The sequence below is a fragment of the Streptomyces sp. MBT65 genome, from assembly GCF_016612545.1.
In the GTDB taxonomy this organism is placed as follows: domain Bacteria; phylum Actinomycetota; class Actinomycetes; order Streptomycetales; family Streptomycetaceae; genus Streptomyces.
Map to the genome: position 1 here is coordinate 1 of NZ_JAENRY010000214.1, position 26820 is coordinate 26820.

Sequence of the window (26820 nt, forward strand, 5' to 3'; positions counted from 1 at the left end):
GTCCACCCATGCCGACCGGCGCCGAGAAGGCGAAGGCCACCGCACCCCTGGTCACCGACCCCCCGGCGCCGGTCGGCATGGGTGGACGAGACGTCGGCTCTTCAAGACCGGTCTGCACGGACGTGGGGGGCGCCGAGTCCTCATGACTGGTCGGCACAGGTGCGCGGGACGCCGACTTCTTGGGGCCGGTCGGCACGGATGCGGGAGACACCGGATCCTCACGACCGGTCAACTCACGTGCGCGGGACGCCGAGTCCTCGGGACCGGTCGGCACAGGTGCGCGGGACGCCGACCCCTTAGGGCCGGTCGGCACGGCCGTGGGGGACGCCAAGTCCTCACGACCGGTCGGCACGGACACGCCCGACGCCGCATCCTCAGGACCGGCCAACTCACGCGCACGGGACGCCCAATCCTCGGGACTGGTCGGCACAGACGTGCGGGACGCCGAACCCTCAGAACCAGTCGACACAGACGTACGGGACGCCGAACCCTCAGCACCGGCCAACTCACGCGCACAAGAAGCCGAACCCTCAAGGCCGGTCGGCACAGATGCGCGCGACACCGAGCCCTCAGCACCGGTCAACTCACGTGCGCGGACTGCCGAGTCCTCAGCGTCCGTCACCCGCCCCGCCGTCCTCTCCCCCACCCGCTCCCGGCGCTCGCGCGCGGCCCGCAGTGCTTGGCGTGCCAGGTCTGCGGGGCGGGCGGCGCGCTGCTCGGCCGTTTCACTCGTGCCCGGCGTCGGCTGCGTTCGCTCCGACTCGCCTTCGTCTACCGCGAGTTTTTCGACGCGCTCCGTTCCGCCCGCCCCCTGCTCGATCCCCGTCACGACTCCCTCCGCAACGACACCAGGTCGGACAGGTCCCGGTCCGACAGTTCGGTCAGTGACGACTCGCCGGAGCCGAGGATCGCGTCCGCCAACGCCCGCTTCGCTTCGAGCATTTCGGCGATGCGGTCCTCGACCGTGCCCTCGGTGATGAGGCGGTGGACCTGGACCGGCTGGGTCTGGCCGATGCGGTACGCGCGGTCCGTGGCCTGTTCCTCGACCGCCGGGTTCCACCAGCGGTCGAAGTGGACGACATGGCCCGCGCGGGTCAGGTTGAGGCCGGTGCCCGCCGCCTTCAGGGAGAGGATCAGGACCGGGGTCGCGCCGGCCTGGAAGCGGTCCACCATGCGCTCCCGCTCCGGTACCGGTGTGCCGCCGTGCAGCAACTCCACCGGGACCGCGCGGGCCGACAGATGGGAGGTGATCAGGCGGGCCATGCCGACGTACTGCGTGAAGACGATCGCGGAGCCGTCCTCGGACAGCAGCGTGTCCAACAGCTCGTCCAGCAGGGCGAGTTTGCCGGAACGGGCGGCAAGGCGGTCTCCGGTGGCCTGGGCCGCCGTGTGCTCCTCCTTCAGATACAGCGCCGGGTGGTCGCAGATCTGTTTGAGGGAGGTGAGGAGCTTGAGGACCAGGCCCCGGCGGGCGATGCCCTCCGTCGTCTCGATCACCAGCATCGACTCCCGCACCACCGCCTCGTAGAGCGAGGCCTGTTCGCGGGTGAGCGGGACCGGGTGGTCCGTCTCCGTCTTGGGCGGCAGTTCGGGGACGATGCCCGGGTCGGACTTCTTGCGGCGCAGGAGGAACGGGCGGACCAGGCGGGCCAGTCGGGTCACCGCCTCCTCGTCCTCGCCGTTCTCCACCGCGCGTGCGTGCCGGGCGCGGAAGGACTTCAGGGGGCCGAGGAGTCCGGGGGTCGTCCAGTCCAGCAGGGCCCACAGCTCGGAGAGGTTGTTCTCCACCGGTGTGCCGGTGAGGGCCACGCGCGCTGGGGACGGGATCGTGCGCAGCGCTTTCGCCGTCGCCGAGTACGGGTTCTTGACGTGCTGGGCCTCGTCCGCGACGACCATGCCCCACGGCTGCCGGGCGAGCGTCGCCGCCGCCGAGCGCATCGTGCCGTAGGTCGTGAGGACGAAGCCGCCGGTCAGGTCCTCCAGAGTGCGGTCCGTGCCGTGGAAGCGGCGGACGGGGACTCCGGGGGCGAAGCGGGTGATCTCCCGCTGCCAGTTGCCCAGGAGGGAGGCCGGGCAGACGACCAGGGTCGGGTGGCGGTGTGCCCGCCGTAGGTGGAGGGCGATGAGGGTGATGGTCTTGCCGAGGCCCATGTCGTCGGCGAGACAGCCGCCGAGGCCGAGGGAGGTCATGAGGTCGAGCCAGGCCAGGCCCCGGAGTTGGTAGTCCCGGAGGGTGGCGTCCAGGCCGGGAGGTGGCTCGGCCAGTTGGATGCCTGCCGTGAGGCGGTCGCGGAGGGTGGCCAGCGCGCCGACCGGGACGGCCTCCACCTGCTCGCCGTCGACCTCCGCGGTGCCGGTGAGGGCGACGGACAGCGCGTCGACCGGGTCGAGCAGGCCCAGTTCGCGTTTGCGGGCCTTGCGGACGAGGGCCGGGTCGACGAGCACCCACTGGTCCCGCAGTCGTACGACCGGGCGGTGGGCCTCGGCCAGGGTGTCCATCTCGGCCTCGGTGAGCGGGTCGCCGCCGAGCGCCAACTGCCAGCGGAACTGGAGGAGTTCCTCGCTCTCGAAGAAGCCCGTGCCGTCGGTCGCGGAACCCGGCGCCGACCGGACCACGGCGGACACCGTCAGGTCCTGCGCCAGGTCCCGGGGCCAGTGGACGGCCACCCCGGCCGCCGCGAGGCGCGTGGCCGCGATGCCGAGCAGATCTCCCAACTCCTCCTCGGACAGGGCGAGTACGTCGGGCACGTCCTGCTCGGAGAGCCGGTCCAGCGGGGGCCACACGCGCGCGGCCCGCCGTACGGCCAACGCGGCGTCCACGCGCGCGCGGGGGCCGAAGGCGGTGTCCGCCGTGCCCGCCCACAGGGCCGCCGCGTCGACCACGAGGGTGGGGTCGGCGAGGCTGTGCACCTGGACGATCGCGGCACCCGCGCTGCGCACCCGTCCGCCGTCGTCGAACAGGTCGTACGCCGAGAGGTCGAGGCGGAGCGAGATCCGCACGCCCGCGTCCATGCCGGCGGCGACCTCGGCGGCCCAGTCCTGGGCGTCGCGCAGTCGCTGCGGTTTGCGGGCCGCGAAGGGCAGCCCGGAGGTGTACGGCGCGGCCGGGGTGCGGGGCAGGGTGTCCGCGACCGCGTCCAGGAAGGACCGCATCAGCGCTTCCGGCTCGGGCAGCCGGAGCGGGCCTGGGCCGGGCAGCGGGACCGCGTGGCCCTCGTACGGGAGGGCCGCCGCGACCGCGCGGACGTGTGCGATGTCCTCGGGCTCCAGGGGGCCCGCGCGCCATGCGTCGTGGCCCGTCGCGGTGAGGCCGGGGAGAAGTCGGCCACGGGCGGCGAGCCGCAGTGCGTGCAGGGCGGCGGCGCCCCAGCAGGCCGTGGCGGGATGGGCGGCGGGGTCCCGGCGGGCGCGCACGAGCAGGGGCAGGGCCGCTTCGACGGACAGGGTCAGCGCGGGGGTGGACCTGCGGCGGACGCCGGCGCCGGATCGTCGTACGACCGTCAACTCGGTCTGTTCCACGCCCTCTTCGGCCTCGGGGAGGGCGCGCTCGCCGTCGGGGTCCCAGAAGGCGATGCGGCCCTCGCGCGGGACGACGGGGGACGGCAGGAAGACCGCGGCCAGCCGTACGGAGATCTGCTCCATGAGTGCCGTGTCCGTCATACGTCCTGTCACCTCCCGCCCGTCAGTCGTGTCAGCTGTCTTCGACTCTACGGGCGGGGTCTGACAATCGGCTCCGGCGACCGGCCGGGGCCGCCCGGCTAGGGAACCGTGCGGGAGACGACGTAGACCATGGGGAGCTTCGGGTCGGACAGGTTCACCACGATGTCCTGGGTGGGGGCCGGGTCCTTCTGCTTGTTGACGACGCCCCACCAGGGTCCGGGGCGGGTGAACGTCCAGCCGGTGATCTTCTGGTCGCGGGAGCTGATGGTGATGTCGTTCTTCTTCAGCGTCCTCCGGTCGACGTCGATGCCGGCGAGGAAGGTGTCCAGGCCCGCGTCGGTGGTCTGGAACTGGACGTAGAGGCGGCTGGTCTTCCAGTTGTTGGTCTCGTAGAACGCGACCTCTTCGGCCGGGTGCGGGACCGGTACCTGGTAGAGGCGGCGCTGGACCTTCGAGGGCCAGCCCACGGTGAGGCCGGTCGCCGAGTACTTGGCCTCCTTGTCCTTGCCGCTGTTGCGGCTCTGGTTCGCGGAGATCGCCAGATAGACGGCCGGTACGCCGATGAGCAGCACGATGATGAGCAGGGTGATCGCTCGGCGGCGGGCCTTGTGGCGGGGGTCCTCGGGCGGTCGGGGCGGCTCGTCCCGGGAGGTGGCCTGGCTGGGCAGCGATGCGATCATGCCGTGTCCTGGGCGTCGCGCCGGGACTCGGCGAACCGCTCGTAGCGCTCGTAGCGTTCGACCCGGCGGCGCTTGGCGCGGCGGAAGCGGCGGGCGACCAGGCGGGCGAGATCGGCGGCGCCGACCATGCCGGCCTCGGGGCCGAGCTGGGCGCGCACTATGCGGGCCTCGGGGCGGTAGCCGCGGCCGGTGAGCTGCCGCTTGAACGCGTCCCGCGCGGGGCCGATCAGCAGGTCGTCGGCGGCCGAGACACCGCCGCCGATCACGAAGCAGGACGGGTCGAGGGCGGCGGCCAGGTTGGCGATGCCGACGCCGAGCCACTGGCCGATGTCCTGGAGCAGCTCGATGCACATCGCGTCGCCCTCGCGGGCCAGCTCGGTGATCATCGGGCCGGTGATCTCGCCGATGTTGCCCTTGACGTGCTCGATGATCCCGTACGCCACCGGGGAGTCCGCCGCGGCCAGCTCGCGCGCCTCCCTGACCAGCGCGTTGCCCGAGCTGTACTGCTCCCAGCAGCCGCGGTTGCCGCAGGCGCAGCGGTGGCCGCCGGGCACGACCTGCATATGGCCGAACTCGCCGGCGACGCCCCACTTGCCGCGCTTGACCTGGCCGTCCTCCAGGATCGCGCCGCCGATGCCGGTGCCGAGCGTGATCATGACGAGGTGGTCCTCGCCGCGGCCGGCGCCGAAGCGCCACTCGGCCCAGGCGGCGGTGTTGGCGTCGTTGTCCACCAGGACCGGCACGGAGAGCCTGCTGGTGATGCGGTCCCTGAGGGGCTCGTTGCGCCACGACAGGTGGGGGGCGAACAGGACGCGGTTGCGCTCCGCGTCGACCCAGCCGGCCGCCCCGATGCCGACCGCGTGCACGTCATGGCGGTCGGAGAGGTCCAGGACCAGTTCGACGATGGTGTCCTCGACGACCTTGGGGCTCTTCGACTTGTCCGGGGTCTCCGTGCGGAGCTTCTCCAGGATGTTGCCGTCGGCGTCCACGACGCCCGCCATGACCTTGGTGCCGCCGATGTCGATGCCGACCGTGGGCACGCGGGGGGCGGTCAGGTGGGAGCGGCGCTCCCTCGTGCCGACCGTCCTCAGTGCGGGGGCACGCCGGGAGCCTATGGGGGCGCTGAAATTGCCGTAGGTGCTCATCAAGGCCCGATTCTGCCTCACCGTGACCGGGGGTGCTGTGCGGGGGCGTGAAGGGGGTGCGGATCGTTGCCGAGTGCGGGGGCGTTGTGGCTGGTCGCGCCCTGCGGCGGAGCCATAAATCGACACAGCCACGCGCCCCTGGGAGGGGCGCCATGGTGAGCCCCATTAAATTTTCATTGTCCGGACATTATGACGAACATCGCGGGCGAAGCGGTGCACTCAGGGGCGTACCAGGAGCTGGAACTCGAACGAATAGCGCGTCGGCCGATACGTGTGGCTGCCGAACTCGACCGCGCGGCCGGTGTCGTCGAATGTGGTGCGCTGCATGGTGAGGAGGGGGGCGCCCTCCAACTCGGCGAGGCGCTCGGCCTCCTCCGCGGTGGCGCCGCGGGCGCCGATGGACTGGCGGGCGCTGTGCAGGGTGATGCCGGCCGTGCGCATCATCCGATACAGGCCGGTGACCTCCAGTTGCGCGGTGTCCAGGCTGAGCAGGCCGAGCGGCAGGTGGTTGCTCAGGTACGCCATCGGCTCGCCGTGCGCGAGGCGCAGCCGGTCGATGCGGTGTACGTCGCTGTCCTCCGCCACGCCGAGTGCCGCCGCCACCTCGGCGGACGCCGGGACGACGGTGTTGACGAGGACCTTCGTGGCGGGGCGCTGGCCGGCCGCCTCCAGGTCGTCGAAGAGACTGCTGAGTTCCAGCGGGCGCTTGACCTGGCTGTGCACGACCTGCGTACCGACGCCCCGGCGGCGCACCAGGAGGCCCTTGTCGACCAGGGACTGGATGGCCTGGCGGACCGTGGGCCGGGACAGGCCGAGCCGGGCGGCCAGTTCGATCTCGTTGCCCAGCAGGCTGCCCGGCGTGAGCGAGCCGTGTTCGATCGCGGCCTCCAGTTGCTGGGACAGCTGGAAGTACAACGGCACCGGGCTGCTCCGGTCCACGCTGAGCTCGAGCGGCACTGTCGGGTCCACATCTGGTTTCGGCACGGGGCGAGCGTAGCTCTGTGAATGGTTGACGGGAAGTGATGTAGTTCGATTGTCCGGACATACGCATTGACAGCGTGCCTGGTCGGCCCTCAGTTTGTTCCCATGCGCATCGGAGTCATCGGTACGGGCCGCATCGGGACCATCCATGCCAGGACGCTCAGCCGTCATCGTGAGGTCGGTTCGCTGATCCTCACCGACGTGGACCCGGTACGGGCCCAGGAGCTGGCGAACCGGCTGGGGGAAACGGCGGCACCGAGCACGGAGGAGATCTTCAAGTGGGGCGTGGACGCCGTGGTGATCACTACGGCGACATCGGCGCACGCCGAATTAATCGGGAGAGCGGCGCGTTCCGGGCTTCCGGTGTTCTGCGAGAAGCCCATAGCCCTTGATCTGCCCGGTTCACTGGCGGCGATCGCCGAGGTCGAGACGGCGGGAACGATCCTTCAGATGGGGTTCCAGCGCCGGTTCGACGCGGGCTACACGGGTGCCCGGGAGGCGGTGCGTTCGGGGCGGCTGGGACGGCTGCACACCGTACGGGCGACGACCTCCGACCAGACGCCTCCGCCGGCCGAGTATCTGCCGATCTCCGGCGGGCTGTACCGGGACACCCTGATCCACGACTTCGACATGCTGCGCTGGGTGACCGGGCACGAGGTCGTCGACGTGTACGCGACCGGTTCGGACGCCGGGCCCGCGATGTTCCGCGCGGCCGGTGACATCGACACGGCCGCGGCGGTCCTCACGCTGGACGACGGCACGCTGGCCACGGCGACGGCCGCCCGGTTGAACGGGGCGGGCTACGACGTCCGCATGGAGCTGGCCGGAGAGCTCGACCAGGTCGTGGTCGGCCTGGACGACCGCACCCCGATCGCGTCCACCGAGCCGACCGGTCCGCCGGCCGCGACCAAGCCGTGGACCGGCTTCCTGGAGCGTTTCGGGCCCGCCTACGAGGCCGAGTTGATCGCCTTCGTCGAGGTCGTCGTCGGCCAGCGCACCAACCCGTGCGACGGCCGCGAGGCCCTCCAGGCGCTGCGCATCGCCGAGGCCTGCGAAGTGTCCAGACGCGAACACAGACCGGTCCGGCTGGCGGAGATCGCGGGCGGGATGCCCTTCAGTTGACCGGCGGCATCGTTCAGTTGACCGCCAGCACCGTGCCCTGGGCGACCGCGCACAGGGCCTCCGTGCCGTCGTCGGCGACCGTAAGGACGTCGCAGCGGACGACGGCCTGACGACGTCCGGCCTGCACGACCTGGGCCTGGGCGCGCAGGGTACGGCCGGTGGCCGGGCGGACGTACTGGATGGTGAGGCCCCCGGTGAGGACCGCCGGGCCGAGGACCGTGCCGCCGGCGAAGGTGAGCGCGTTGTCGGCGGCGTAGGCGAGGACCCCGCCGTGCACGAAGCCGTTCTGCTGGTGGAGGTCCTCCCTGATGTCGATCTCCAGCGTGGCGCCGCCGTCCCCGAAGGCACTCAGGCGCGCGCCGATCAGCCTGCTGAAGGGCTGACTCTCCAGCGCCTTCCGGGCCATGGCCAGGTCGAACTCGACGGGTGCGGTCACGAGGACGGGCCTCCTAGGGCTTCCACTACGGCTTTCGTCACGGCCTTCATTACGGCTCTCGGCATGGCTTTCGTCAGGCCTTCATTACGGCTCTCGGCATGGCTTTCGTCAGGCCTTCACTACGGCTCTCGGCATGGCTTTCGGCATGGCTTCCACCGCTGCTACGGCCACTACGGCCACTACGGCCACTACGGCCACTACGGCCGCTGTCGCCGCCCCAGCCGTCCCATGCCGCCGTTCTACCAGCGCACCGGCAACGCCCGCATCCCGCGCATCAGCATGCCCGGGAGCCAGTCGCCGGGCGGGCCGTCCAGGGTGAGGGCGGGGGCGCGCTCCAGCAGGGTGCGTATCGCCGTGCGTGCTTCGAGGCGGGCCAGCGGGGCGCCGAGGCAGTAGTGGATGCCGTGGCCGAACGCGAGGTGGCCGCGGGTGTCGCGGCGGATGTCGAAGCGGTCGGGGGCGGGATAGCGGCCCGCGTCGCGGTCGGCGGCGGTCAGGCCGACCATGACCGCGTCGCCCTTCGCGATGGGGGTGCCGGCGATCTCCAGGGGCTCCGCGGCGAAGCGGAACGTGCCGTTCTCCACCGGGCCCTCGTAGCGCAGCATCTCCTCGATCGCGCCGTCGAGGAGGGTCGTGTCGGCGCGCAGGGCGGCGAGTTGGTCGGGGTGGGTGAGGAGGGCGTGGACGCCGTTGGTGAGGAGGTTGACGGTGGTCTCGTGGCCGGCGATGAGCAGGATGAAGGCCATGCCCCGCAGTTCCTGCGGGGAGAGCCGGTCGCCGTCCTCGGCGGTGGTGCGGATCAGGTCGCTGAGGAGGTCTCCGCTCGGGCCGGCGCGGCGCTTGTCCTCGATCAGGTCGTCGAGGTACTCGGCGAGCCGTACGAACGCGTCGTACGAGGTGCCCGGATCGATGGGTGCGACCACCTCGGTGGACAGCTTGCGGAACTCCGCGCGGTCCATGTCGGGCACGCCGAGGAGCTCGCAGATCACGGTGATGGGCAGCGGGTAGGAGAACGCGTCGACGAGGTCGCCGTGGCCGAACGGCAGCATCGCGTCGAGGAGTTCGTCAGTGATCTGCTGGACGCGCGGGCGCAGTTCCTCGACGCGTCGCATGGTGAACGCGCGCGTGATCAGTCCGCGCAGACGGCTGTGCTGCGGCGGGTCGGCGGCCAGCAGGTACTTGCCGATCAGCTCCTCGTCGAGGAACGTCATCCCGATCTTGCTGCCGTCCTTGGCCAGCCGCGGGTCGGCCAGGGCCGCGCGCGCCTCCTCGTGTCCCACGATCAGCCAGGTGACGTAGGACTGGTCCGCCCTCGGCAGGCGCACGAGGTGCACCGGGCCCCGGTCCCGCAGCATGGCGTACACCGGATGCGGGTCCCGTCGGAACTCCTCGCCGAACTCCCCCAGATCGACCACCTCGGTCATGCGCTGCCCCCTCCCGGACGATCCCCCGAGATCTCCCAGTGCAGTGGGAACGCGCGGCGGCCGCGACTAGTGCCCGCTCTCCCCGTCCTCTTCGAGCAGACCCGCGTCGTACGCCAACAGGGCGATCTGCACACGGTTGTTGAGGTCGAGCTTGGCCAGGATGCGGGAGACATGGGTCTTCACGGTGGCGACGCTCATGAAGAGGCCGGTGGCGATCTCGGCGTTGGCGAGTCCCTGGCCGACGGCGACGGCGACCTCCCGTTCGCGGTCCCCCAGGGCGGCGACGCGTTCACGCGCGCGTGCCCGGCGGGTGTCGGTGGCGGTGCCCGCCGCGTGTTCCATCAACTGGCGGGTGACCGCGGGCGACAGCACGGGATCGCCGGCCGCGACCCGGCGTACGGCGTCGAGGATCTCGGCGGGCGGGGTGTCCTTGAGGACGAATCCGGCGGCACCCGCGCGCAGGGCCCGTAGCACCTGTTCGTCGGCGTGGAAGGTGGTGAGGACGACGATCTGGGGCGCGTCGCCACGGGCGCGCAGCCGCTCCGTGGCGGTCAGTCCGTCCACCGAGGGCATGCGGATGTCCATGAGGACGACGTCCGGGTGGACGCGGTCGACGAGTTCCTCGACCTCGCTGCCGTCGGCGGCCTCGCCGACGATCTCGATGTCGGCGGCGCCGCCCATCATGAAGGACAGCCCGGCCCGCACCAGCGGGTCGTCGTCGACGAGGAGCAGTCTGATCGCAGTCATGGGGCTACGTAACCACGGTCGTACGACGGCCGGCGGCAGGAGAGCCGACCACCGTCACGCGCGCGTGGGACCGCCCTGGGCAGGCCGCTCCACGGCGGCGTCCCGGGCGTCGCGGCCCGGACGGTGTACGGCGTCAACACGTGTGTGCGGCCTCGGAGTTCGCATGGGTGAGGCCGCCCTGGGTCGTGTCCGCGAGCTCCGTCGTCCATCCGAAGGGCAGGCCCTGCGGCGTCCGGTGCGTGGCCGAAGGCTGGGGGGGATTACCGGGCGGAAGCCCTCGTACCGGACGTACTTGGGCTGTCGCCCGGTGCGGCGGGTGGGGGCAACTCCCACGCCCTCAAGGCAGTGGAGGAGCGTGCCCGGGTGGGAGCGCGGGGCAGGCGGGACTGTGCGGATACGGCACAGGGCGCGCGTTCCCGGCGACGTTCCGGGAACAGCCGTCATCACCCTTGCGCGGAACGGGAGTTACCCATGGCGCCGGGCGCTGCTCACCCCCACGGCAGCCACGCCCGCACCCGGAATCCGCCGCCCTCCTGCGGGCCGTGCTCCAGCCGTCCACCTGCCAGCATGGCCCGCTCGGTGAGGCCGATCAGGCCCTGCCCGGAGCCGGGAACGTGCGGGACCTCGCCCTCCGGGGGCGGGTTGTGCACGGCGATCACGAGGCCGTCGCCCGGGGTGCCGGTGACCGTCACCGTGACCTCCGTGCCGGGCGCGTGTTTGCGGGCGTTGGTGAGGGCCTCCTGGGCGATGCGGTAGGCGGTGCGGCCGATCGAGGCGGGGACCCCGGCGGGGTCGGTGACCCGGTTGTCGAGGATGACCTTCATGCCGGCCTCGCGGGACTCGGTGACCAGCGCGTCCAGGGCGCCGAGCGTGGGCTGGGGGCGGCCCGCGTCGTCGGGCTCGCCCGCGCGCAGGACGCCGATGATCTCCCGCAGGTCCTGGAGCGCCTCGTGGGCGCTCTCCCGGATGACGCCGGCCGCCCGCGCGACCTCCTCCTGGGGCGCGTCCGGCCGGAACTCCAGGGCGCCCGCGTGCACGCTCAGGAGGGTCAGCCGGTGGGCGAGCACGTCGTGCATCTCGCGCGCGATGGCCTCGCGGGCGAGCCGCTGGGCCTGCTCGGCCCGCAGTTCCGCCTCCGTCTCGGCGCGCCGGGCGCGGTCGCGCAGGCTCAGCATGAGCTGCCGCTTGGAGCGGACGAACATGCCCCAGCCGATGACGGTGAGGATGAGCAGCTCGGTGAAGACGACCGCGCCGGCGTACGGCAGATCGGGGTCCGGGCGCAGCCAGTAGAACAGCGGGGCCAGGACGAGTTGGATGCCGCCGATCCAGGCGACGTAGCGGAAGGGGCGGTGCACGGCGAGGGTGAAGACGGCGACCATGGCGGCGCCGCCCGCGGTGTTCGACACGAAGCCGACGGGGATCATCGCGATCGCGAGGCCGACCGGCCAGCGGCGGCGCAGCCAGACCGCGCCGCAGGCGAGGACCCCGAAGAGCTGGTCCACGACGGCGAGTGGGTGCGGGGTCCCGGTGTCGTCCCTGAGGGTCTGCGCGGCGGCCAGGGCGATGAGCAGGGCCAGCAGGAAGCAGCAGGTGTCGACGACCCAGTCGCGTGCGGTACGGCGGGGCCGTCCGCGCCGTTCGACGTCGGGGTCGAGTTCGTCCGCCACGGCGGACGGCAGCAGCCATCGGCGCCCCGCGAACGCCTGCGGTACCTGCGCGGTCCTGTCTCCGGTCACGGTCGACAAATCTACGCAGGGGACGGGCCCGGTCACCCCACCGTGGCGGTGATCGGAGACCAAAGTCGCGCGGTCGGCGACTTTCGGCGGACATGCCTCGCCCCGCGGCCCGAGATCGTGGGGGGAGCCGCGGGGCGAGGGGCGAGCAGTGGTGCAGCTGGTCGTCCGGCTCAGCAGCCGAAGTTGATCAGTTTGAACGTGACGTAGTGGTCAGCGGTGTAGTAGTCCTCTTGGGTCTTCTTGCCGGTGATGATGCGGCGCGCTCCGCGCGTCGACGAACCGGGCGTCTTCACCGTGTACTCGTGGTAGTAGCCCGAGGCCTGGCTCGGCAGGATGCCTTCCTGGTTGCGGAAGACGGTGCCGTCCTGCGAGTAGGGGAAGGGGCCGTTCGTCGCGATCAGGTCGAGCGTGTCGTACGCCTGGTCGGGCAGGGCGCTGTAGCAGATGCTGCCGACCGCGGCGGCCGCCGGGGTCGCGGTGGCGACGGCGCCGCCGACCAGAACGGTGGAGAGAACGGCGGCCGCGGCGCCGATGCGGGTGATTCGTGGGGGGAATCTCATGTCCCCCATGATGACGCGCGTAGATAGTGGCATGTCAATGACAAGTCCGCGGATTTTCCCGTCAAGTCCGATGAGTTTTCCGGGAGTTAACGTGCGGCCCCGCGTCCCCACGCGGTCCCCACAAGCACGAGGACGCCGCCTGCCAGGCCGAACGCGCCGAGCCGCTCCCCGCCGAGCGCGATACCGGCCGCGGCGGCCCACAGGGGCTCGGTGCCGAGCAGGAGGCTGACCCGGGAGGGAGAGGTCCGGCGTACGGCCCACATCTGGACGAAGAAGGCGAACAGGGTGCAGAACGCGGACAGGAACAGCAGCCCGGCCCACTCCCGTGCCCCGAACTCCGCGGCCGCCGCCCACGGCGTGGTTTCGGCGCCGGCCGACAGGAGCGCGAACACCGCGACGGCGGTGGCGAGTTGGACGGTGGTCAGCGGCAGTGCGTCGGCGCCCCGCACGGACGTGCTGCGGGACATGGCCAGCACGTGCAGGGTGCGGGCGAGGGCGGCGAGCAGCATGAGGAGGTCACCGAGGGAGGGTCGGCTGAAGCCCGCGCCCTGGGTCAGCAGCAGCACGCCGAGCACGGAGAGGGCCGCCGCTCCGAGGAAGCCGCGGGAGGGCCGGGTGCGGGTCACCGCGGCCTCGGCGAGCGGCGTGAAGATCATGGTGAGGCTGATGATGAGGCCCGCGTTGGTCGCCGAGGTGTGGACGACGCCGTAGGTCTCCAGCAGGAAGATCCCGGCGAGGATCAGGCCGAGGAGCCCCGCGCCGCGCCACTGGGCGGCCGTCAGGGCGCGCAGCGAGCGGTGGCCGACGGCGGCGAGGGCGGGCAGCACGAGGGCGAAGCGCAGCACCAGGACGGCGAGGACCGTGCGGGCGGTGGTGATGTCCTTGGCGACGAGATAGCTGGCGCCCCAGACGACGGCGACCAGCAGGACGGGCAGGTCGGTGACCCGGGCGCGACGGGGCGCGGCGGCGCGCGGTACGGCGATCGAGGACATGGGGGCGGCTCTCCCGGTCTCCGGCGAGGTGGTGGAGACATCGGTGGCTGCCACACGGAACGATCACCGTACCTGCGTGTGCCCCCGCCGACTAGGAGTTTTCCGCGTCGGCGTCCGCGTACGAGCCGTAGGTCGGGCGGCCCGCCAGGTCGTACGACTGGATGGAGACGCCGGTGCTGGTGATCGTCCCGCCCGTGCGCCTGAGGGCCTTGGGGGCGGTGCCCTCGGGGAACAGGCGCAGGCCGGTGCCGAGCACGACCGGGAAGGTCACCAGGTGGATGGTGTCGAGCAGGTCGAGGTCGAGGAGGGACCGGACCAGGGCGCCGCTGCCGTGCACCTGGAGCTCGCCGTCGGTGCGCTCCTTGAGGTCGGTGACCTCTTTGGCGAGGTCGCCGCCGATGACCGTGGTGCCGGCCCAGGAGGGGTCGGTGAGGGTGGCCGAGGCGACGTACTTCGGCAGGTCGTTCAGCTTGGACGCGATCGGGTCGGCGGGGTCCGTCTTGAGCGGCCAGTACGAGGCGAAGATGTCGTACGTACGACGGCCCAGCAGATAGGCGCCGGAGCGGTCGAAGACCTCGACCACGAACCGGCCGAAGTCGTCGTCGCCGTAGACGAAACTCCAGCCGCCGTGCTCGAAGCCGCCGCGGGTGTCCTCTTCGGGGCCGCCGGGGGCCTGGTAGACGCCGTCAAGGGTGACGAAGATGGTGGAGACGAGCTTGCCCATGTCGGGTGCCTGCTTCCTGGAGCGAGGGCCGTTGGTTTCATCAGCTCAGACCCCGCGGGCCCCTGCAACTCATCGGTCCTCGCTACGGCGGCTCGTCCGTCTCCGCTAGGGCGACTCATCCGTCTCCGCTACGGCGGCTCACCCGGCGTGGGTCGAGAACATGCCGCCGGTCGGGCCCTGCTTGTCGCCGCCCTGGGCCTTCTTCAGGGCGTTGGCCAGGCTCTCGATGGTGAGGGACTGGAGGATCACCTTGCCGTTGCCCTCCAGGGTGGCCAGGGACAGTCCCTCGCCGCCGAACACCGCGTTCATCAGGCCCTGGCGGTTGAGGCCGCCGATGCGCTGGACGCCGTACTGGACGCCCTCCTCGAAGGCGACGAGGCAGCCGGTGTCGACCTCGATGCGGCCGCCGAAGTCGGCCGGGTTCAGGTCGATGAAGTTGCCCGCGCCGGCGATGATCACCGTGCCGTGCCCGGTGAACTTCTCCAGGACGAAGCCCTCGCCGCCGCTCATGCCGGTGCGGCCGCCCTGGAAGGCGATGCCGAACTGGACGGTGGACTCGGCGGCCACGAAGGCGTCCTTCTCCGCGAACCACGCGCGCGTGCCGTCGAGTTCCAGGGCACGCATCTCACCGGGGAGTACGCCCGCGAAGCCGACGGTGCCTTCGCCGCCCTGGGAGGTGAAGTACTGGAACGCCAGCGACTCGCCGGCGAGTGCGCGCTGGCCGACCTGCATGGCCGTGCCCATGGCCTGGCGGAGGATGCCGCCCATGCCGCCGGAGCCGGCGCCGCCCTGTTGCTGTCCGGGGCCGGGCGGGCCGCTCAGGCGGGTCTCCATGGTCACGTTCGTCGTCTTGAAGAGGAACTTTCCGGCTTCGCAGTACACCGTCTGGCCGGGGTTCAGGTTGACGACCGCCATCTGCATGGCGTTGCCGACGATTTCTTGCTGAAGGGTCACGGGAGGAGAACGCCGGAGGCGGCGGAATCAGTTCCGGCCGCACGAGGTCGGTGTCCGTTCGCCGCCAGCACGCGGGTGCGCCGGCCGCTGGGATGGGCTCATGACAACGACTTACGGAACCCTGAACGGCAAGGTCGCCCTGGTCACCGGCGGCAGCCGTGGCATCGGTGCGGCGACGGCGCTGCGGCTGGCACGGGACGGCGCGGACGTGGCCGTCACCTATGTGGAGGGCAAGGAGGCGGCCGAGGACGTCGTAGGGCGGGTGGAGGCGCTGGGACGGCGGGCGGTCGCGCTGCGGGCGGACTCCGCGGATGCCGTCGAGGCGGCAGGGGCGGTGGAGCGTACGACGGAGGCGCTGGGCGGGCTCGATGTGCTGGTGAACAACGTGGGGGTGGGTGTCCTCGGTCCGTTGGACGGGCTGTCCCTCGCCGATGTGGACCGGGTCCTGGCAGTCAACGTCCGTGGGGTGTTCCTGACCTCACAGGCGGCTGCCGCGCGGATGGCCTCGGGGGGTCGGATCATCACGATCGGTACGTGCATGACTCAGCGAGTGCCGGGGCCCGGCGGGACCCTTTACGCGACGAGCAAGGCGGCACTGATCGGGCTGACCAAGGCACTCGCCCGTGAGCTGGGCGGACGCGGGATCACGGCGAACATCGTGCACCCGGGGCCCACGGACACCGACATGAACCCGGCGGACGGGCTGTACGCGGCCGACCAGGCGGCCATGACGGCGCTGGGGCGGTTCGGGACGGCGGACGAGGTGGCGTCGATGGTCGCGTATCTGGCGGGGGCGGATTACGTCACGGGGGCGGAGTTCGCGGTGGACGGTGGACATTCGGCTTGAGCACAAGTGGGGCGCACCGGTGTCGGTGCGCCCCACGCGCGCGTGGGGCGTCAGCCGCCGAGTTCCTGGTGCCGGGCCGCCAGCCCCGCCGCCCCCTCCTCCGTCAGCGAACCGAACAGCCGCAGCCGCGAGATCCCGCCGTCGGGATAGATGTCCACGCGTGCGTGCGTCGCGGTCGCCGGGGTGGGGAGGACGAAGCGGTGGTTGGTGTCGGGTTGGAGGCGGGTGCGGGGGAGGAGTTCGGTCCAGTCGGCGTTCTCGCCGTCCCGGATCGACACCGACGCCCAGCCCGCGCTGTTGCCCTTCAGGTACGCCGTGTCGATCTCCACGGCGCGGATCTCGGACTGGGCGGCCAGTCGGTAGCGGATCCAGTCGTTGCCCTGGTCGCGGCGGCGGCGGGTCTCCCAGCCGTCGTCCATCTTGCGGGAGCGGCCGGGCTGGATGGTGTTGCCGGCCGGTGAGTAGAAGAGGTTGGAGGCGTCCTCGGCGCTGCCGCCGTTCTCCAGGGCGACCACGTCGAACGTGCCCAGCGCCGCAAGCCAGTCGGGGTCCGGTACGACCTCGCCGTGGACCCGCAGGCGCGCGATCCCCCCGTCGGGGTGCTGGTTGACGCGGAGGTGGGTGAAGCGCTGTTCGGCCGAGATGGAGAAACCGTTCGCCGCGTGGCCGCCTACCGGCGTGCGCGGGACCAGGGTCGTCCACTTCACGTCGTCGGAGAGCAGGTCCTCGGGGGACGGGGAGCCCGGCAGCGATACGCCCTCGACCGACACCGCCTGCGGGTAGTTGCCGCGGAAGTGCGCCGTGTCGACCACGATGCCCCGGATGACGCCCGGCGCGCCGAGGCGGACCAGTGCCCAGTCGTGGTCCTCCGCCGTCGGCCAGGGGTGGTCCGCAGAGGTACCGCGACGGCGGCGTGTCTCCCAGCCGTCCATGATCTTGCCCTTGTGGCCGAAGTGCTCGGGGTCGAACTCGGCGGGCCCGGGCACCAGGAGGTTCTCCCGCTGGGCGAAGAACTCGTCGTTGGCGGCGATGACACCGGCGCCCAACTGCCGGTCGGCGAGGTTGGCGTAGCGGGTGAAGGGGAAGTCGGCGGTGCGGTAGTCCGCGTACGGGTCACCGCCTCCGTAGGGGTTCGCGTCGCCGGTGAAACTCGGAATCGCCGTCACTGCCATGTCTGCCTTTCGGGGGTCGGGCCGCTGCGGGTGCGGGTGCGGTGAATCAGGGCGTACGGGTCAGGAGTCGGCCCTTCGGGTCGGTGAACTCGCCGTCCAGCACGATGCGTTCGCCGCGCAGCCAGGTCGACTTCACGACACCGCTGAGGGTCTTCCCGGCGTACGCCGTGACACGGTTGCGGTGCTGGAGGGCCGCGGGGTCCACGGTGAACGTCTCGTCGGGGGCGAGGACCGCGAAGTCGGCGTCGCGGCCCGCCTCGATGGCGCCCTTCTGGTCAAGTCCCGCCAGCCCGGCCGTCCTTGAGGACATCCAGCGGACCACGTCCGCCAGGTCGTGGCCCCGCCTGCGCGCCTCCGTCCACACCGCCGCGAGGCTCAACTGGAGGCCGGAGATACCGCCCCACGCGGTGGCGAAGTCGGCGGTCTTCAGGTCGGCCGTGGAGGGTGAGTGGTCCGTCACCACGCAGTCGATCGTGCCGTCGGCCAGCGCCTGCCACAACAGGTCCTGGTTGGCGGACTCACGGATGGGCGGGCAGCACTTGAACTCGCTTGCCCCGTCCGGGACTTCCTCCGCCGTGAGGGTCAGGTAGTGGGGGCACGTCTCCACCGTGATGCGGACACCCTCGGCCTTGGCGGCGGCGATCAGCGGCAGCGCGTCGGAGGAGGACAGGTGCAGGACGTGCACCCGCGCGTCGAGGCGCCTGGCGGCAGCGATCAGACCGGCGATGGCCGTGTCCTCTGCGTCGCGCGGCCGACTGGCAAGGAAATCGGCGTACTTGGGGCCGCCCTGCTGCGGGGCCGCCTCCAGGTGGTGGGGGTCCTCCGCGTGCACGATGAGCAGGCCGCCGAAGCCCGCGATCTCCGCGAGGGACAGGGCGAGTCGGTCCTGGTCGAGGTGCGGGAACTCGTCCACACCGGACGGGGACAGGAACGCCTTGAAACCGAAGACGCCGGCGTCGTGCAGCGGGCGCAGGTCCTTGACGTTGTCGGGCAGGGCGCCGCCCCAGAAGCCGACGTCGATGTGTGCCTTCTCCGCGGCGACCTGCTGCTTCGTCCGGAGGTTGTCGACCGTCGTCGTGGGCGGGAGGGAGTTGAGCGGCATGTCGATCAGGGTGGTGATGCCGCCGGCGGCCGCCGCACGCGTGGCCGTCCAGAAGCCTTCCCAGTGGGTGCGGCCGGGGTCGTTCACATGCACGTGGGTGTCGACCAGGCCGGGCAACAGGACGTCGTCGCCGAAGTCCTCGAACCGTGCTCCGGACGGGACTTGGGCGTCGTACGGGAGGACGGCCGTGATCTTTCCCCCGGCGACCGCGACCGCCGCCGCGCGTGTCCCCTCGGGAGTGATGACACGTGTGGAGCGCACCACCAGTTCAGCGTCGGACACCCGGACCCCTCTCTCTGCCGCCGTCGTCACTTCCGTTACTTGCGGGAAACGGGATTTACGTCCACGTAACGGAATTCAACGTTCTGTTGAAGGAGTCTTCACTCCCGCTCCCGTACCGTCAAGGGCACACCTCTCCGCGATGCGCCGCACGCGCACACTCTGGATGTTTCCACAAAGCGGAAGTAGACTTCCGGCAAGCAGAACGTAGCTACGCACCGGCGGGGAGTCAACCGGCCCCCGGGTAGGCTTCAGCCCTTCCCGCCCGTGCCGAAAGGAACGCGCCGTGCCGCCGTCCAGCGTGAGCAGCACCGACTCCACCAAGTCCGCCACGGGTGGGGTCCAGTCCCTCGAGCGCGCCTTCGACCTGCTGGAGCGGATGGCCGACGCGGGCGGCGAGGTCGGCCTGAGCGAGCTCTCCGCGAGCAGCGGGCTGCCGCTGCCCACCATCCACCGACTGATGCGCACGCTGGTGGTCTGCGGTTACGTCCGCCAGCAGGCCAACCGCCGGTACGCCCTCGGCCCGCGGCTGATCCGGCTCGGCGAGTCCGCGTCGCGTCTGCTCGGCACCTGGGCCCGCCCCTATCTGGCCCGGCTGGTCGAGGAGACCGGCGAGACGGCGAACATGGCGCTGCTCGACGGCGACGAGATCGTGTACGTCGCGCAGGTGCCGTCCAAGCACTCGATGCGCATGTTCACCGAGGTCGGCCGGCGCGTCCTGCCGCACTCCACGGGCGTCGGCAAGGCCCTGCTCGCCAACACCCCGGACAACGAGGTGCGCGCACTGCTCGCCCGTACCGGCATGCCCGCGGCGACCGAGAAGACGATCACCACGCCCGACGGTTTCCTCGCGGCGCTGGCGGACGTGCGCCGCCTCGGCTACGCGATCGACGACAACGAGCAGGAGATCGGCGTCCGCTGTCTCGCCGTCTCCGTGCCCGACTCCCCCACCGCCGCCGCGATTTCGATCTCGGGGCCGGCCGGCCGCGTCACCGAGTCGGCGACCGACAAGATCGTGCCGGTGCTCCAGCAGGTGGCCGCCGAACTGTCGGAGGCACTGGCCAGCCAGAACCCCGCGTGAGCGCGGTGCAGTTCTGGCCGGGCCGGTACACCGACCGACACGGCAACGAGGCGATCGTCCTCGAGTCGGACGGCCGGGAGTCGATCCGTACGACGATCCGGGGTGTCCGCTTCGAGGGCGACAGCATGGACGACCTCGGCGCGCTCGGCGGCGAGCCGCCGGAGGCCCCGTTCACCTTCTTCGACGGGGCGTTGTGCTCCTGCCTCCTGGAGTGGGAGGTGCCGATGTCCGTCACGGTCGAGGGGCAGGGCGTGCGTACGGCGGTACTGGACTGCGCGCTGTGGCTCGGGGCGCCGGCCGGACCGGGCAAGGGGCTGGACATGGAGCGGCTGTTCACCATCCTGCGCCTGGACGGGCAGGAGCACCTGACCACGGAAGACCATGACACCTTCGAGGACGCCCTGAACGACCTCCAGCGCTGGCTCCTCCCCACAGGCATACGGCTCCAGGCCTGCGTCGCGTGTGCCTGGTCCGACTACAGCCCGTTCGGCAACGGGCTGATGGCGGGGCTCGCCTGCTTCCGTGACGTCAAGGACCGCTACCGCCGGGTCGACGGCAAGCACGGCCCGACGGGGATCTTCGCGGTCTGGGACGAGCGCACCGAGTTCGTCCAAGAGACCTGGCGGTGCGGGGAGTTCGAGCACCGGGCCGGGGACGCGGGCTACCGGGGAGCGTTCCCGTCCCGCGTGTGGTCGTGAACTAGCCCTGTCCGCGCCGGGGTTGACCGAACAGGTCCACGGCGTTGCGCACGTCCGTCAACCCCCTCGTGAGGGCGCTCACGGAGCCGATCGCGCCGGCGATCAGGAGCAACGAGCGGCGCAGGCGCGGGATTTCGGGAATGCCGTCGATGGTCATCGCGGCCAGCGCCGCGAGTTCGTCCTCGGCGATGACACGGTCGGGGAACTCGGCCGGATGCGCGGCCAGTTCGCGGCGCAACCGGGACACCGCGGTCCGCAGTTCCGCCACCCTCGGATCCTCGTCGCTGCCGGTCACCGACCTCTGCCCCAAGCTCCGCAACACAGCTCTCCCCCCTCGCACGTCGCCGTGCGCAAGAACTTTGTGGTCCCGCCGCGCACCCCGCGACACTGGTCGGGCACCGAGGGACGCGGGCCAGTAAACGCCACCCGATACGGGGTGCGCCACTCCACGGACCGAAATTAAGTCGGAGGATTCCGTGCGGTCGCCGCCCGGTCAGGTATGCAGGACGTATGACGCGAAACGAAGACCAGGTCGCCGGGCTGCTGCTCGCGGCGGGCGGCGGCCGACGGCTCGGCGGGCGGCCCAAGGCGCTGCTGGAACACCGGGGGCGGCCCCTTGTGGAGCACACGGTCGGGGTTCTGCGCGCGGCCGGTCTCAGCCGCGTCCATGTGGTCCTCGGGGCGCACGCCGACGCCGTACGAGAGCGGGCCGAGCTGACCGGGTGCGTGGTCGTGGAGAACCCGGAGTGGGAGCGCGGGATGGGGTCCTCGCTGCGAGCGGGGCTCGACTCGGTCTCGAGTGCGGGGGCCCGGGCGGCGCTGGTCTCGCTCGTCGATCAGCCCGGGATCGGTGCGGAGGCGGTGGCACGGGTGCTCGCGGCGTACGTCTCCGAGGAGTCGCTGGTCTCGGCCGCCTACGACGGGGTACGCGGGCATCCGGTGCTGTTCGGGGCCGCGCACTGGGCCGGCATCGCCGAGAGCGCGACCGGGGACCGAGGGGCGCGGGCGTACCTGAAGGCGCACGCGGACGCGGTCACGCTCGTCGAGTGCGGGGATGCGGCGGAGCCGTACGACATCGACACTGAGGCGGATCTCGTCCACCTTGAATGAGTCCTTGAATCAGTCCTTGAGTGAGTCCCTGAACGAGTCCCTGAATGAGCCCGTCCACTTTGAGTGAGCGGAGTGGCACTGAGCGCCACTTTGGCTTGATTCAGAGAATCTCGACGTCAACAAACCATTGAACTTCCACGATGAGGAAACTAGTATCCACTGTTCAGAAGCACCCGGCGGCCCCTCGGGTGCTCTCCGTCCTACCCGGGTCATCTGGCACCCGGTGCCACGCTCGCTGAAGGAAGTGACAGTTCATGTCCGCACCAGCGCCGTCCTCGCCGGTCGTCGTCGACGCCGAACCGCTGCCCCGGCAGGAGGAGGTCCTCACCGACGAGGCCCTCGCCTTCGTGGCCGAGTTGCACCGCCGGTTCACGCCCCGCCGGGCCGGACTCCTCGCCCGCCGGGCCGAGCGCCGCGCGGAGATCGCCCGTACCTCCACCCTCGACTTCCTCCCGGAGACCGCCGCGATCCGCGCCGACGACTCCTGGCGGGTGGCCCCCTCCCCCGCCGCGCTGAACGACCGGCGGGTCGAGATCACCGGCCCCACCGACCGCAAGATGACGATCAACGCCCTCAACTCGGGTGCGAAGATCTGGCTCGCGGACTTCGAGGACGCCTCGGCGCCGACGTGGGAGAACGTCGTCACGGGCCAGCTCAACCTGATCGACGCCTACACCCGGGCCATCGACTTCACGGACCCCAACTCCGGTAAGTCGTACGCCCTGAAGGCCGAGGACGAGCTGGCGACCGTCGTGATGCGGCCGCGCGGCTGGCATCTGAACGAGCGTCACCTGCTGGTCGACGGTGAGCAGGTCCCGGGCGCCTTCGTGGACTTCGGGCTGTACTTCTTCCACAACGCCCAGCGACTGCTCGATCTGGGCAAGGGCCCGTACTTCTACCTCCCGAAGACCGAGTCGCACCTCGAAGCGCGGCTGTGGAACGACGTGTTCGTCTTCGCGCAGGACTACGTCGGCATCCCGCAGGGCACCGTCCGCGCGACCGTGCTGATCGAGACGATCACCGCCGCGTACGAGATGGAGGAGATCCTCTACGAACTCCGCGACCACGCCTCGGGGTTGAACGCGGGCCGCTGGGACTACCTGTTCTCCATCGTGAAGAACTTCCGTGACGGCGGGCCGAAGTTCGTCCTCCCGGACCGCAACGCGGTGACGATGACGGCACCGTTCATGCGGGCGTACACCGAACTCCTCGTCCGTACCTGCCACAAGCGCGGGGCGCACGCGATCGGCGGTATGGCGGCGTTCATCCCGTCCCGCCGGGACGAGGCGGTCAACAAGGTCGCGTTCGAGAAGGTCAAGGCGGACAAGGACCGTGAGGCGGGCGACGGTTTCGACGGGTCCTGGGTGGCCCACCCGGACCTCGTGCCGATCGCCATGGCCTCCTTCGACGCGGTGCTCGGCGACAGGCCGAACCAGAAGGAACGGCTGCGCGAGGAGGTCGACGTCAAGGCGGCCGACCTGATCGCCGTGGACTCGCTGCACGCGAAGCCGACGTATCCCGGACTCGTCAACGCCGTTCAGGTGGGCATCCGTTACATCGAGGCATGGCTGCGCGGCCTCGGCGCGGTCGCCATCTTCAACCTGATGGAGGACGCGGCCACCGCCGAGATCTCGCGCTCGCAGATCTGGCAGTGGATCAACGCGGACGTCGAGTTCGAGAACGGTCAGAAGGCGACTCCCGAGCTGGCGCGCAGGATCGCCGCCGAGGAGCTGGAGAACATCCGCGCCGAGATCGGCGCGGATGCCTTCGCCGCGGGCCACTGGCAGCAGGCCCACGACCTCCTCCTGGAGGTCGCCCTCGACGCCGACTACGCGGACTTCCTGACGCTGCCGGCGTACGAGCAGCTCAAGGGCTGACCCCTCAACCGCCGCCAGGCGAAGCTCACTTGTCCGAGTGGCCCAGGGACTTTCCCGGGGCCACTCGGTCGCGTACGAGCTGCTTCACGGCCGTGGGCTCCGGGAACCCCTGCTCACGGCGGTCCCACACCACCTCGTCGTTGACGCGGACGACGAAGACGCCGCCGGTGCCGGGCTTCAGGGACAGTTCCGTCAACTCGGTCTCGAAGGTGGTCAACAGCTCCTGCGCCAGCCAGGCCGCGCGGGGCAGCCAACGGCACTGGGTGCAGTACTCGATCTCGACTCGCTGGGTCATGCCCGTCGTCTTCCCGTCGTCATCCCCGTCATCCCGGTCGTCTTCCCCATTCATCCCAGGTGTACCGACCAAATTCATCCCAGGTGTACCGACCAATCCTGTTCGGCCGTCGGCCTGCCGTGCAGGTCGGGGACCCGCTTGAGCCAACTCGGGCGGCCCTGCTGGGTCTTCGCCGCGCGGAGGGCCTCCTCGGCGGCGCGTTCCTCCCCGCTGGGGAAGTCGGTGGGGAGCCAGGCCGCGGAGGCCGTCACGCGCGCGTGGAGGTAAGCGACGTACGCCTCCCGTACGGCGTCGGGGGTCGCGAAGCCCGGTTCGTCGGCCAGCCAGGCGTCCGGCACCTCGGCCGCGATGCGGCGCAGCAGTTCCTCGGTCACCTCGGGCGCCAACTCGGCGTCGGCGGCACGGGTGTCGGGGGCGTAGTGGCCCAGCGCGTGATGGCGGAAGTCGTAGGACTTCGTGGGGTCGGCGCCGTCCCAGCGGTGGTGGAAGACGAGGGCGGCGCCGTGGTCGATGAGCCACAGCCGCGGGGGTGCGACGCCGAGTGTGGGCCAGATCATCAGGTTCGAACTGTGCACCGTACGGTCGACGTTGACGGTCAGCGCGTCGAGCCAGACGATCTTTCCCGCCTCCAGCGGGTCGACGGTGCACCGCGCGGCGATCTCCGGGGTGAAGTCCTGGGCACCCGGCAGAAAATCCATACCGAGGTTCAGTCCGGCGCTCGCGCGGTGCAGGTCCCGCACCTCCTGGTGGGGCTCCTCGTCGGCGATCGCCGGGTCGAAGTGCACGAGCACCAGCTCGGGGAAGCGCAGCCCCAGAGCACGCGCCAACTCCCCGACGATCACTTCGGCGACCAGTGCTTTGCGGCCCTGCGCGGAACCGGTGAACTTCACGACGTACATGCCGAGATCGTCGGCCTCGACGAGTCCGGGGACGGAACCGCCGGAGCGCAGGGGCTCGACGTAGCGGGTCGCGGTGACCTCTCTCAGCATGTCCGGCATGAAAGGAGCATAGTGGCAGGTCAACGCCAGGAGGGGTGGCCCTCCGGTGTGCTGCCGGTGGTGAGCCTGCGTTCCCCCGTGCCGTCCGCGCGGACGGCCCAGATCGCCGGCTGGTCGAAGGGGCCCCGGACGAACGCGACCCACTTGCCGTCCGGTGACCAGACCGGGTCCATCTCCTGGGCAGCGGTCCGCACCAGCACCCGGTCGCCGGTGCCGTCCGCCTTGACGATGTGGATGTCTCCCCCGGTCCCCACGCCGGGTGCCCCGGCGGTGTAGGCGAAGTACCGGCTGTCCGGGGACCAGACGGGATCGAGCGCGCGCCGGGACTGGTGGGTGATCTGCCGGGGTGCGGTGCCCGGCTGCGCCGGGTCGACGACGTGGATCTGCCAGCCCGACGCCTTCTGCAGGCACACGGCGATGTGCTTGCCGTCGGGGGACCACGCCGGGTCGTCCACCTTCCCGGTACCGGTGGTCAGTTGGCGCGCGGAGCCGTCCGCGACGGTCACGACGAACAGTTGCTGCACACCGTCCTGCCTGCGCAGGACCGCCAGCCGCTTGCCGTCCGGGGACCAGGACACCCGGCCGCCCGAGATCGCGGCGACCCGCCGGACGTCGCTGCCGTCCGCGTTCGCCGTCCATACGGCCGACTCCTGCCCCGTCTTGCGCGTGAACGCGAACGACTTGCGGTCGGGGGCCCACTGCGGCAGCGCGTCGCACGTCCCGTCGACCAGCTGCTTCGGGTCGTCCTTCGTGGAGTCACGGCGGCCGATCACGCTGTGGCACGTGGCCGATCCGGGGTCCGTGTCCAACCGGACGAGCAGCGGGGCATCGGGAAACGCGGCGGGCGTCGACCGCGATGCCGACGGCGTGCTTCCCCCGGCACCGTCGTCGTCCTGGGTGGAACCGGACCAGGGATGCCACACGAACACCCCCGCGGTGACCGCCGCGACCAGCAGCACCGCTACGGCGACGGGCCTACGGCGGTTCCGTCCCCCTCCGGTGCCGCCCACCGGCCCGGAACCGCCGGGCGGGCCCACGGGGGCGGGCGCGAGGTCCGGCACAGGCCCGAACTCCGGTGCGGGCCCGAAACCGGGACCCGGCGACGACCGCACCGTAAGGGGATGAGGGCTCACGGCCCGCGCCCGCTCGTCGGCCGCCTGCGCGCCGGACGCCATAGGTCGCGGGTCGGACCCCACGGGCAACCGGTCGGATGCCACGGGCCGCGGGTCGGCAGCCGCGACGGGCCGCTCGCCGACCACCGGCTCACCGGGCCACGATGGGGCGGCCACGGCCGACCGCTCCCCGGGCTCCCGCTCACCGGGCCACGGTTCGGCAGCCACACCCGACCGCTCCCCGACCACCGGCTCGTCGGACACCGTCGGCCCCGGATCGACACCCACGACCGGCCGCCGGTCCCCCGTCACCGGCGGGCCGGAGAGCGCCGCCCGTGGATCGGCGGCCCCACCCGCTCCCGGCGACAGGTCCGACGGCGCGAAGTACGCCCCGGGATCCTGCTCCCGTATCACCGCCGTCGCCTCCGCCGGCAGCCACACGTCCGACGCGTGCTGGACCGTGAGTCCGTCGAGGAACTCCAGCGGACCGGGCCGGTCCCGCGGGTCCTTCGCCAGGCAGGCCGCGACCAGCGCGCGCAACTGGCCGGGAACGTCCGTGAGATCGGGCTGTTCGTGCACGACGCGGTAGGGCCAGGCCGCGGCCGCCCCGTCGCCGAAGGGAGCGCGGCCCGCCGCCTGCCCGAGCACCACACCCAGGGCGAACATGTCGACCGCGGGCGTGAGCGTGCCCCCGGTCAGCTGTTCCGGCGCGAGAAACCCGAGGGTGCCGATCTGGAACCCGGTCTGGGTGAGGGCCGTACCGTCGAGGGCCCGCGCGATGCCGAAGTCGATGACCCGGGGGCCGTCCTCCGCGATGATGATGTTGGCGGGCTTCAGGTCGCGGTGGATGACCCCGGCCTGGTGGATCGCCGCCAGCGCCTCGGCGAGCCCGGCGGCCAGCACGGTGAGGGTGTCCGCGGGCAGGGGGCCCACCCGGTCGAGCAGGACCTGCAAGGTCGGTCCGGGTACGTACGCCGTCACCAGCCAGGCCGGGTCGCCCTGCGGATCCGCGTCCACGACCGGCGCGGTGTGGAAGCCGCCGACGCGACGGGCCGCGGCCACCTCGTCGGCGGCTTCCACACCGCGCC

24 protein-coding genes are annotated in these 26820 nt (G+C 71.4%); 6 read left to right on the forward strand and 18 right to left on the reverse strand.

Annotated features, from left to right (window positions below):
- Window positions 1-825: 825 nt before the first annotated feature.
- The 4 genes from JHN63_RS35905 to JHN63_RS35920 form a co-directional block, all read right to left on the reverse strand.
- A complete protein-coding gene (locus tag JHN63_RS35905; RefSeq protein WP_200688755.1) occupies window positions 826-3660 on the reverse strand; it encodes a DEAD/DEAH box helicase in 2835 nt (944 codons plus the stop codon).
- Window positions 3661-3758: 98 nt separating this feature from the next.
- Entirely contained in the window at window positions 3759-4340 is a 582-nt protein-coding gene (locus tag JHN63_RS35910) for a sugar kinase (RefSeq protein ID WP_200688757.1), read from the reverse strand.
- A complete protein-coding gene (locus JHN63_RS35915; RefSeq protein WP_200688797.1) occupies window positions 4337-5485 on the reverse strand; it encodes an ROK family glucokinase in 1149 nt (382 codons plus the stop codon). The genes JHN63_RS35910 and JHN63_RS35915 overlap by 4 nt, the downstream gene beginning before the upstream one ends.
- 219 nt (window positions 5486-5704) lie before the next feature.
- On the reverse strand, window positions 5705-6442 hold the full coding sequence (locus JHN63_RS35920; RefSeq protein ID WP_200688798.1) for a GntR family transcriptional regulator: 738 nt from the start codon (window positions 6440-6442) through the stop codon (window positions 5705-5707).
- 129 nt (window positions 6443-6571) lie between these two features.
- Between JHN63_RS35920 and JHN63_RS35925 the strand changes: the two genes are divergently transcribed.
- Window positions 6572-7588: a Gfo/Idh/MocA family oxidoreductase gene (locus JHN63_RS35925; RefSeq protein ID WP_200688759.1), complete on the forward strand. Its 1017-nt coding sequence runs from the start codon at window positions 6572-6574 to the stop codon at window positions 7586-7588.
- Window positions 7589-7601: 13 nt separating this feature from the next.
- Here the strand turns inward: JHN63_RS35925 and JHN63_RS35930 are convergent, their stop codons facing one another.
- The 8 genes from JHN63_RS35930 to JHN63_RS35965 all read right to left on the reverse strand — a co-directional run bounded on the left by JHN63_RS35930 (window position 7602) and on the right by JHN63_RS35965 (window position 15161).
- Window positions 7602-8024: a PaaI family thioesterase gene (locus tag JHN63_RS35930; protein ID WP_200688761.1), complete on the reverse strand. Its 423-nt coding sequence runs from the start codon at window positions 8022-8024 to the stop codon at window positions 7602-7604.
- 239 nt (window positions 8025-8263) lie between these two features.
- The gene (locus JHN63_RS35935) at window positions 8264-9448 is read right to left on the reverse strand and encodes a cytochrome P450 (RefSeq protein WP_200688763.1); all 1185 of its coding nucleotides are present in this window, start codon (window positions 9446-9448) and stop codon (window positions 8264-8266) included.
- A 66-nt stretch (window positions 9449-9514) separates the two neighbouring features.
- Window positions 9515-10195, reverse strand: a complete 681-nt coding sequence (locus tag JHN63_RS35940) for a response regulator transcription factor (RefSeq protein WP_200688765.1) — start codon at window positions 10193-10195, stop codon at window positions 9515-9517.
- A gap of 488 nt (window positions 10196-10683) precedes the next feature.
- Window positions 10684-11940: a histidine kinase gene (locus JHN63_RS35945; protein ID WP_200688767.1), complete on the reverse strand. Its 1257-nt coding sequence runs from the start codon at window positions 11938-11940 to the stop codon at window positions 10684-10686.
- A 161-nt stretch (window positions 11941-12101) separates the two neighbouring features.
- The gene (locus JHN63_RS35950; protein WP_200688769.1) at window positions 12102-12491 is read right to left on the reverse strand and encodes a ribonuclease domain-containing protein; all 390 of its coding nucleotides are present in this window, start codon (window positions 12489-12491) and stop codon (window positions 12102-12104) included.
- A gap of 86 nt (window positions 12492-12577) precedes the next feature.
- Window positions 12578-13483 (reverse strand): DMT family transporter, encoded by a 906-nt coding sequence (locus JHN63_RS35955; RefSeq protein ID WP_200688799.1) that lies wholly within the window; start codon window positions 13481-13483, stop codon window positions 12578-12580.
- A 91-nt stretch (window positions 13484-13574) separates the two neighbouring features.
- On the reverse strand, window positions 13575-14207 hold the full coding sequence (locus tag JHN63_RS35960; protein ID WP_200688771.1) for a dihydrofolate reductase family protein: 633 nt from the start codon (window positions 14205-14207) through the stop codon (window positions 13575-13577).
- A 138-nt stretch (window positions 14208-14345) separates the two neighbouring features.
- Window positions 14346-15161 carry an AIM24 family protein gene (locus JHN63_RS35965; RefSeq protein WP_200688773.1) on the reverse strand — a complete coding sequence of 272 codons (816 nt, stop codon included), beginning with the start codon at window positions 15159-15161 and terminating at the stop codon, window positions 14346-14348.
- A 100-nt stretch (window positions 15162-15261) separates the two neighbouring features.
- On the opposite strand from JHN63_RS35965, the gene JHN63_RS35970 reads away from it, so the two are divergent.
- Window positions 15262-16008, forward strand: coding sequence for an SDR family oxidoreductase (locus tag JHN63_RS35970; RefSeq protein WP_200688775.1), 747 nt, complete (start codon window positions 15262-15264; stop codon window positions 16006-16008).
- Between the two features lie 50 nt (window positions 16009-16058).
- Here JHN63_RS35970 and alc read toward each other — a convergent pair whose 3' ends face one another.
- Complete coding sequence (gene alc, locus JHN63_RS35975; RefSeq protein ID WP_234478214.1) at window positions 16059-17180, reverse strand: allantoicase; 1122 nt, start codon at window positions 17178-17180, stop codon at window positions 16059-16061.
- A gap of 46 nt (window positions 17181-17226) precedes the next feature.
- A complete protein-coding gene (allB, locus tag JHN63_RS35980; protein WP_200688779.1) occupies window positions 17227-18564 on the reverse strand; it encodes an allantoinase AllB in 1338 nt (445 codons plus the stop codon).
- 283 nt (window positions 18565-18847) lie between these two features.
- On the opposite strand from allB, the gene JHN63_RS35985 reads away from it, so the two are divergent.
- Together JHN63_RS35985 and JHN63_RS35990 are read left to right on the forward strand one after the other, a co-directional pair.
- On the forward strand, window positions 18848-19642 hold the full coding sequence (locus tag JHN63_RS35985; RefSeq protein WP_200688781.1) for an IclR family transcriptional regulator: 795 nt from the start codon (window positions 18848-18850) through the stop codon (window positions 19640-19642).
- Window positions 19639-20340, forward strand: a complete 702-nt coding sequence (locus tag JHN63_RS35990; RefSeq protein WP_200688783.1) for a DUF6304 family protein — start codon at window positions 19639-19641, stop codon at window positions 20338-20340. The genes JHN63_RS35985 and JHN63_RS35990 overlap by 4 nt, the downstream gene beginning before the upstream one ends.
- Window position 20341: 1 nt before the next feature.
- Here the strand turns inward: JHN63_RS35990 and JHN63_RS35995 are convergent, their stop codons facing one another.
- Window positions 20342-20662: a DUF5955 family protein gene (locus JHN63_RS35995; protein ID WP_200688785.1), complete on the reverse strand. Its 321-nt coding sequence runs from the start codon at window positions 20660-20662 to the stop codon at window positions 20342-20344.
- Window positions 20663-20850: 188 nt separating this feature from the next.
- Between JHN63_RS35995 and JHN63_RS36000 the strand changes: the two genes are divergently transcribed.
- A complete protein-coding gene (locus tag JHN63_RS36000; protein WP_200688787.1) occupies window positions 20851-21450 on the forward strand; it encodes an NTP transferase domain-containing protein in 600 nt (199 codons plus the stop codon).
- 254 nt (window positions 21451-21704) lie between these two features.
- Complete coding sequence (aceB, locus tag JHN63_RS36005) at window positions 21705-23327, forward strand: malate synthase A (protein ID WP_200688789.1); 1623 nt, start codon at window positions 21705-21707, stop codon at window positions 23325-23327.
- 25 nt (window positions 23328-23352) lie between these two features.
- On the opposite strand, the gene JHN63_RS36010 is transcribed toward aceB, so the two are convergent.
- The 3 genes from JHN63_RS36010 to JHN63_RS36020 all read right to left on the reverse strand — a co-directional run.
- Window positions 23353-23622, reverse strand: a complete 270-nt coding sequence (locus tag JHN63_RS36010; RefSeq protein ID WP_200688791.1) for a SelT/SelW/SelH family protein — start codon at window positions 23620-23622, stop codon at window positions 23353-23355.
- Between the two features lie 74 nt (window positions 23623-23696).
- Window positions 23697-24611, reverse strand: coding sequence for a HipA family kinase (locus JHN63_RS36015; RefSeq protein ID WP_200688800.1), 915 nt, complete (start codon window positions 24609-24611; stop codon window positions 23697-23699).
- A 29-nt stretch (window positions 24612-24640) separates the two neighbouring features.
- On the reverse strand, window positions 24641-26820 hold a 2180-nt coding region (locus tag JHN63_RS36020; RefSeq protein WP_200688793.1), incomplete at its 5' end, for a protein kinase.

Excerpts from the sequence above, each read along its gene's own strand:
- JHN63_RS35960 (WP_200688771.1), bottom strand. The coding sequence starts at position 14,207 with ATGGGCAAGCTCGTCTCCACCATCTTCGTCACCCTTGACGGCGTCTAC.
- JHN63_RS35935 (WP_200688763.1), bottom strand. The coding sequence starts at position 9,448 with ATGACCGAGGTGGTCGATCTGGGGGAGTTCGGCGAGGAGTTCCGACGG.
- JHN63_RS35910 (WP_200688757.1), bottom strand. The coding sequence starts at position 4,340 with ATGATCGCATCGCTGCCCAGCCAGGCCACCTCCCGGGACGAGCCGCCC.
- JHN63_RS35940 (WP_200688765.1), bottom strand. The coding sequence starts at position 10,195 with ATGACTGCGATCAGACTGCTCCTCGTCGACGACGACCCGCTGGTGCGG.
- JHN63_RS35925 (WP_200688759.1), top strand. The coding sequence starts at position 6,572 with ATGCGCATCGGAGTCATCGGTACGGGCCGCATCGGGACCATCCATGCC.
- JHN63_RS35950 (WP_200688769.1), bottom strand. The coding sequence starts at position 12,491 with ATGAGATTCCCCCCACGAATCACCCGCATCGGCGCCGCGGCCGCCGTT.
- JHN63_RS35905 (WP_200688755.1), bottom strand. The coding sequence starts at position 3,660 with ATGACGGACACGGCACTCATGGAGCAGATCTCCGTACGGCTGGCCGCG.
- JHN63_RS36000 (WP_200688787.1), top strand. The coding sequence starts at position 20,851 with ATGACGCGAAACGAAGACCAGGTCGCCGGGCTGCTGCTCGCGGCGGGC.
- JHN63_RS35970 (WP_200688775.1), top strand. The coding sequence starts at position 15,262 with ATGACAACGACTTACGGAACCCTGAACGGCAAGGTCGCCCTGGTCACC.
- JHN63_RS35915 (WP_200688797.1), bottom strand. The coding sequence starts at position 5,485 with ATGAGCACCTACGGCAATTTCAGCGCCCCCATAGGCTCCCGGCGTGCC.
- alc (WP_234478214.1), bottom strand. The coding sequence starts at position 17,180 with ATGGCAGTGACGGCGATTCCGAGTTTCACCGGCGACGCGAACCCCTAC.
- JHN63_RS36010 (WP_200688791.1), bottom strand. The coding sequence starts at position 23,622 with ATGACCCAGCGAGTCGAGATCGAGTACTGCACCCAGTGCCGTTGGCTG.
- JHN63_RS36015 (WP_200688800.1), bottom strand. The coding sequence starts at position 24,611 with ATGCTGAGAGAGGTCACCGCGACCCGCTACGTCGAGCCCCTGCGCTCC.
- JHN63_RS35955 (WP_200688799.1), bottom strand. The coding sequence starts at position 13,483 with ATGTCCTCGATCGCCGTACCGCGCGCCGCCGCGCCCCGTCGCGCCCGG.
- aceB (WP_200688789.1), top strand. The coding sequence starts at position 21,705 with ATGTCCGCACCAGCGCCGTCCTCGCCGGTCGTCGTCGACGCCGAACCG.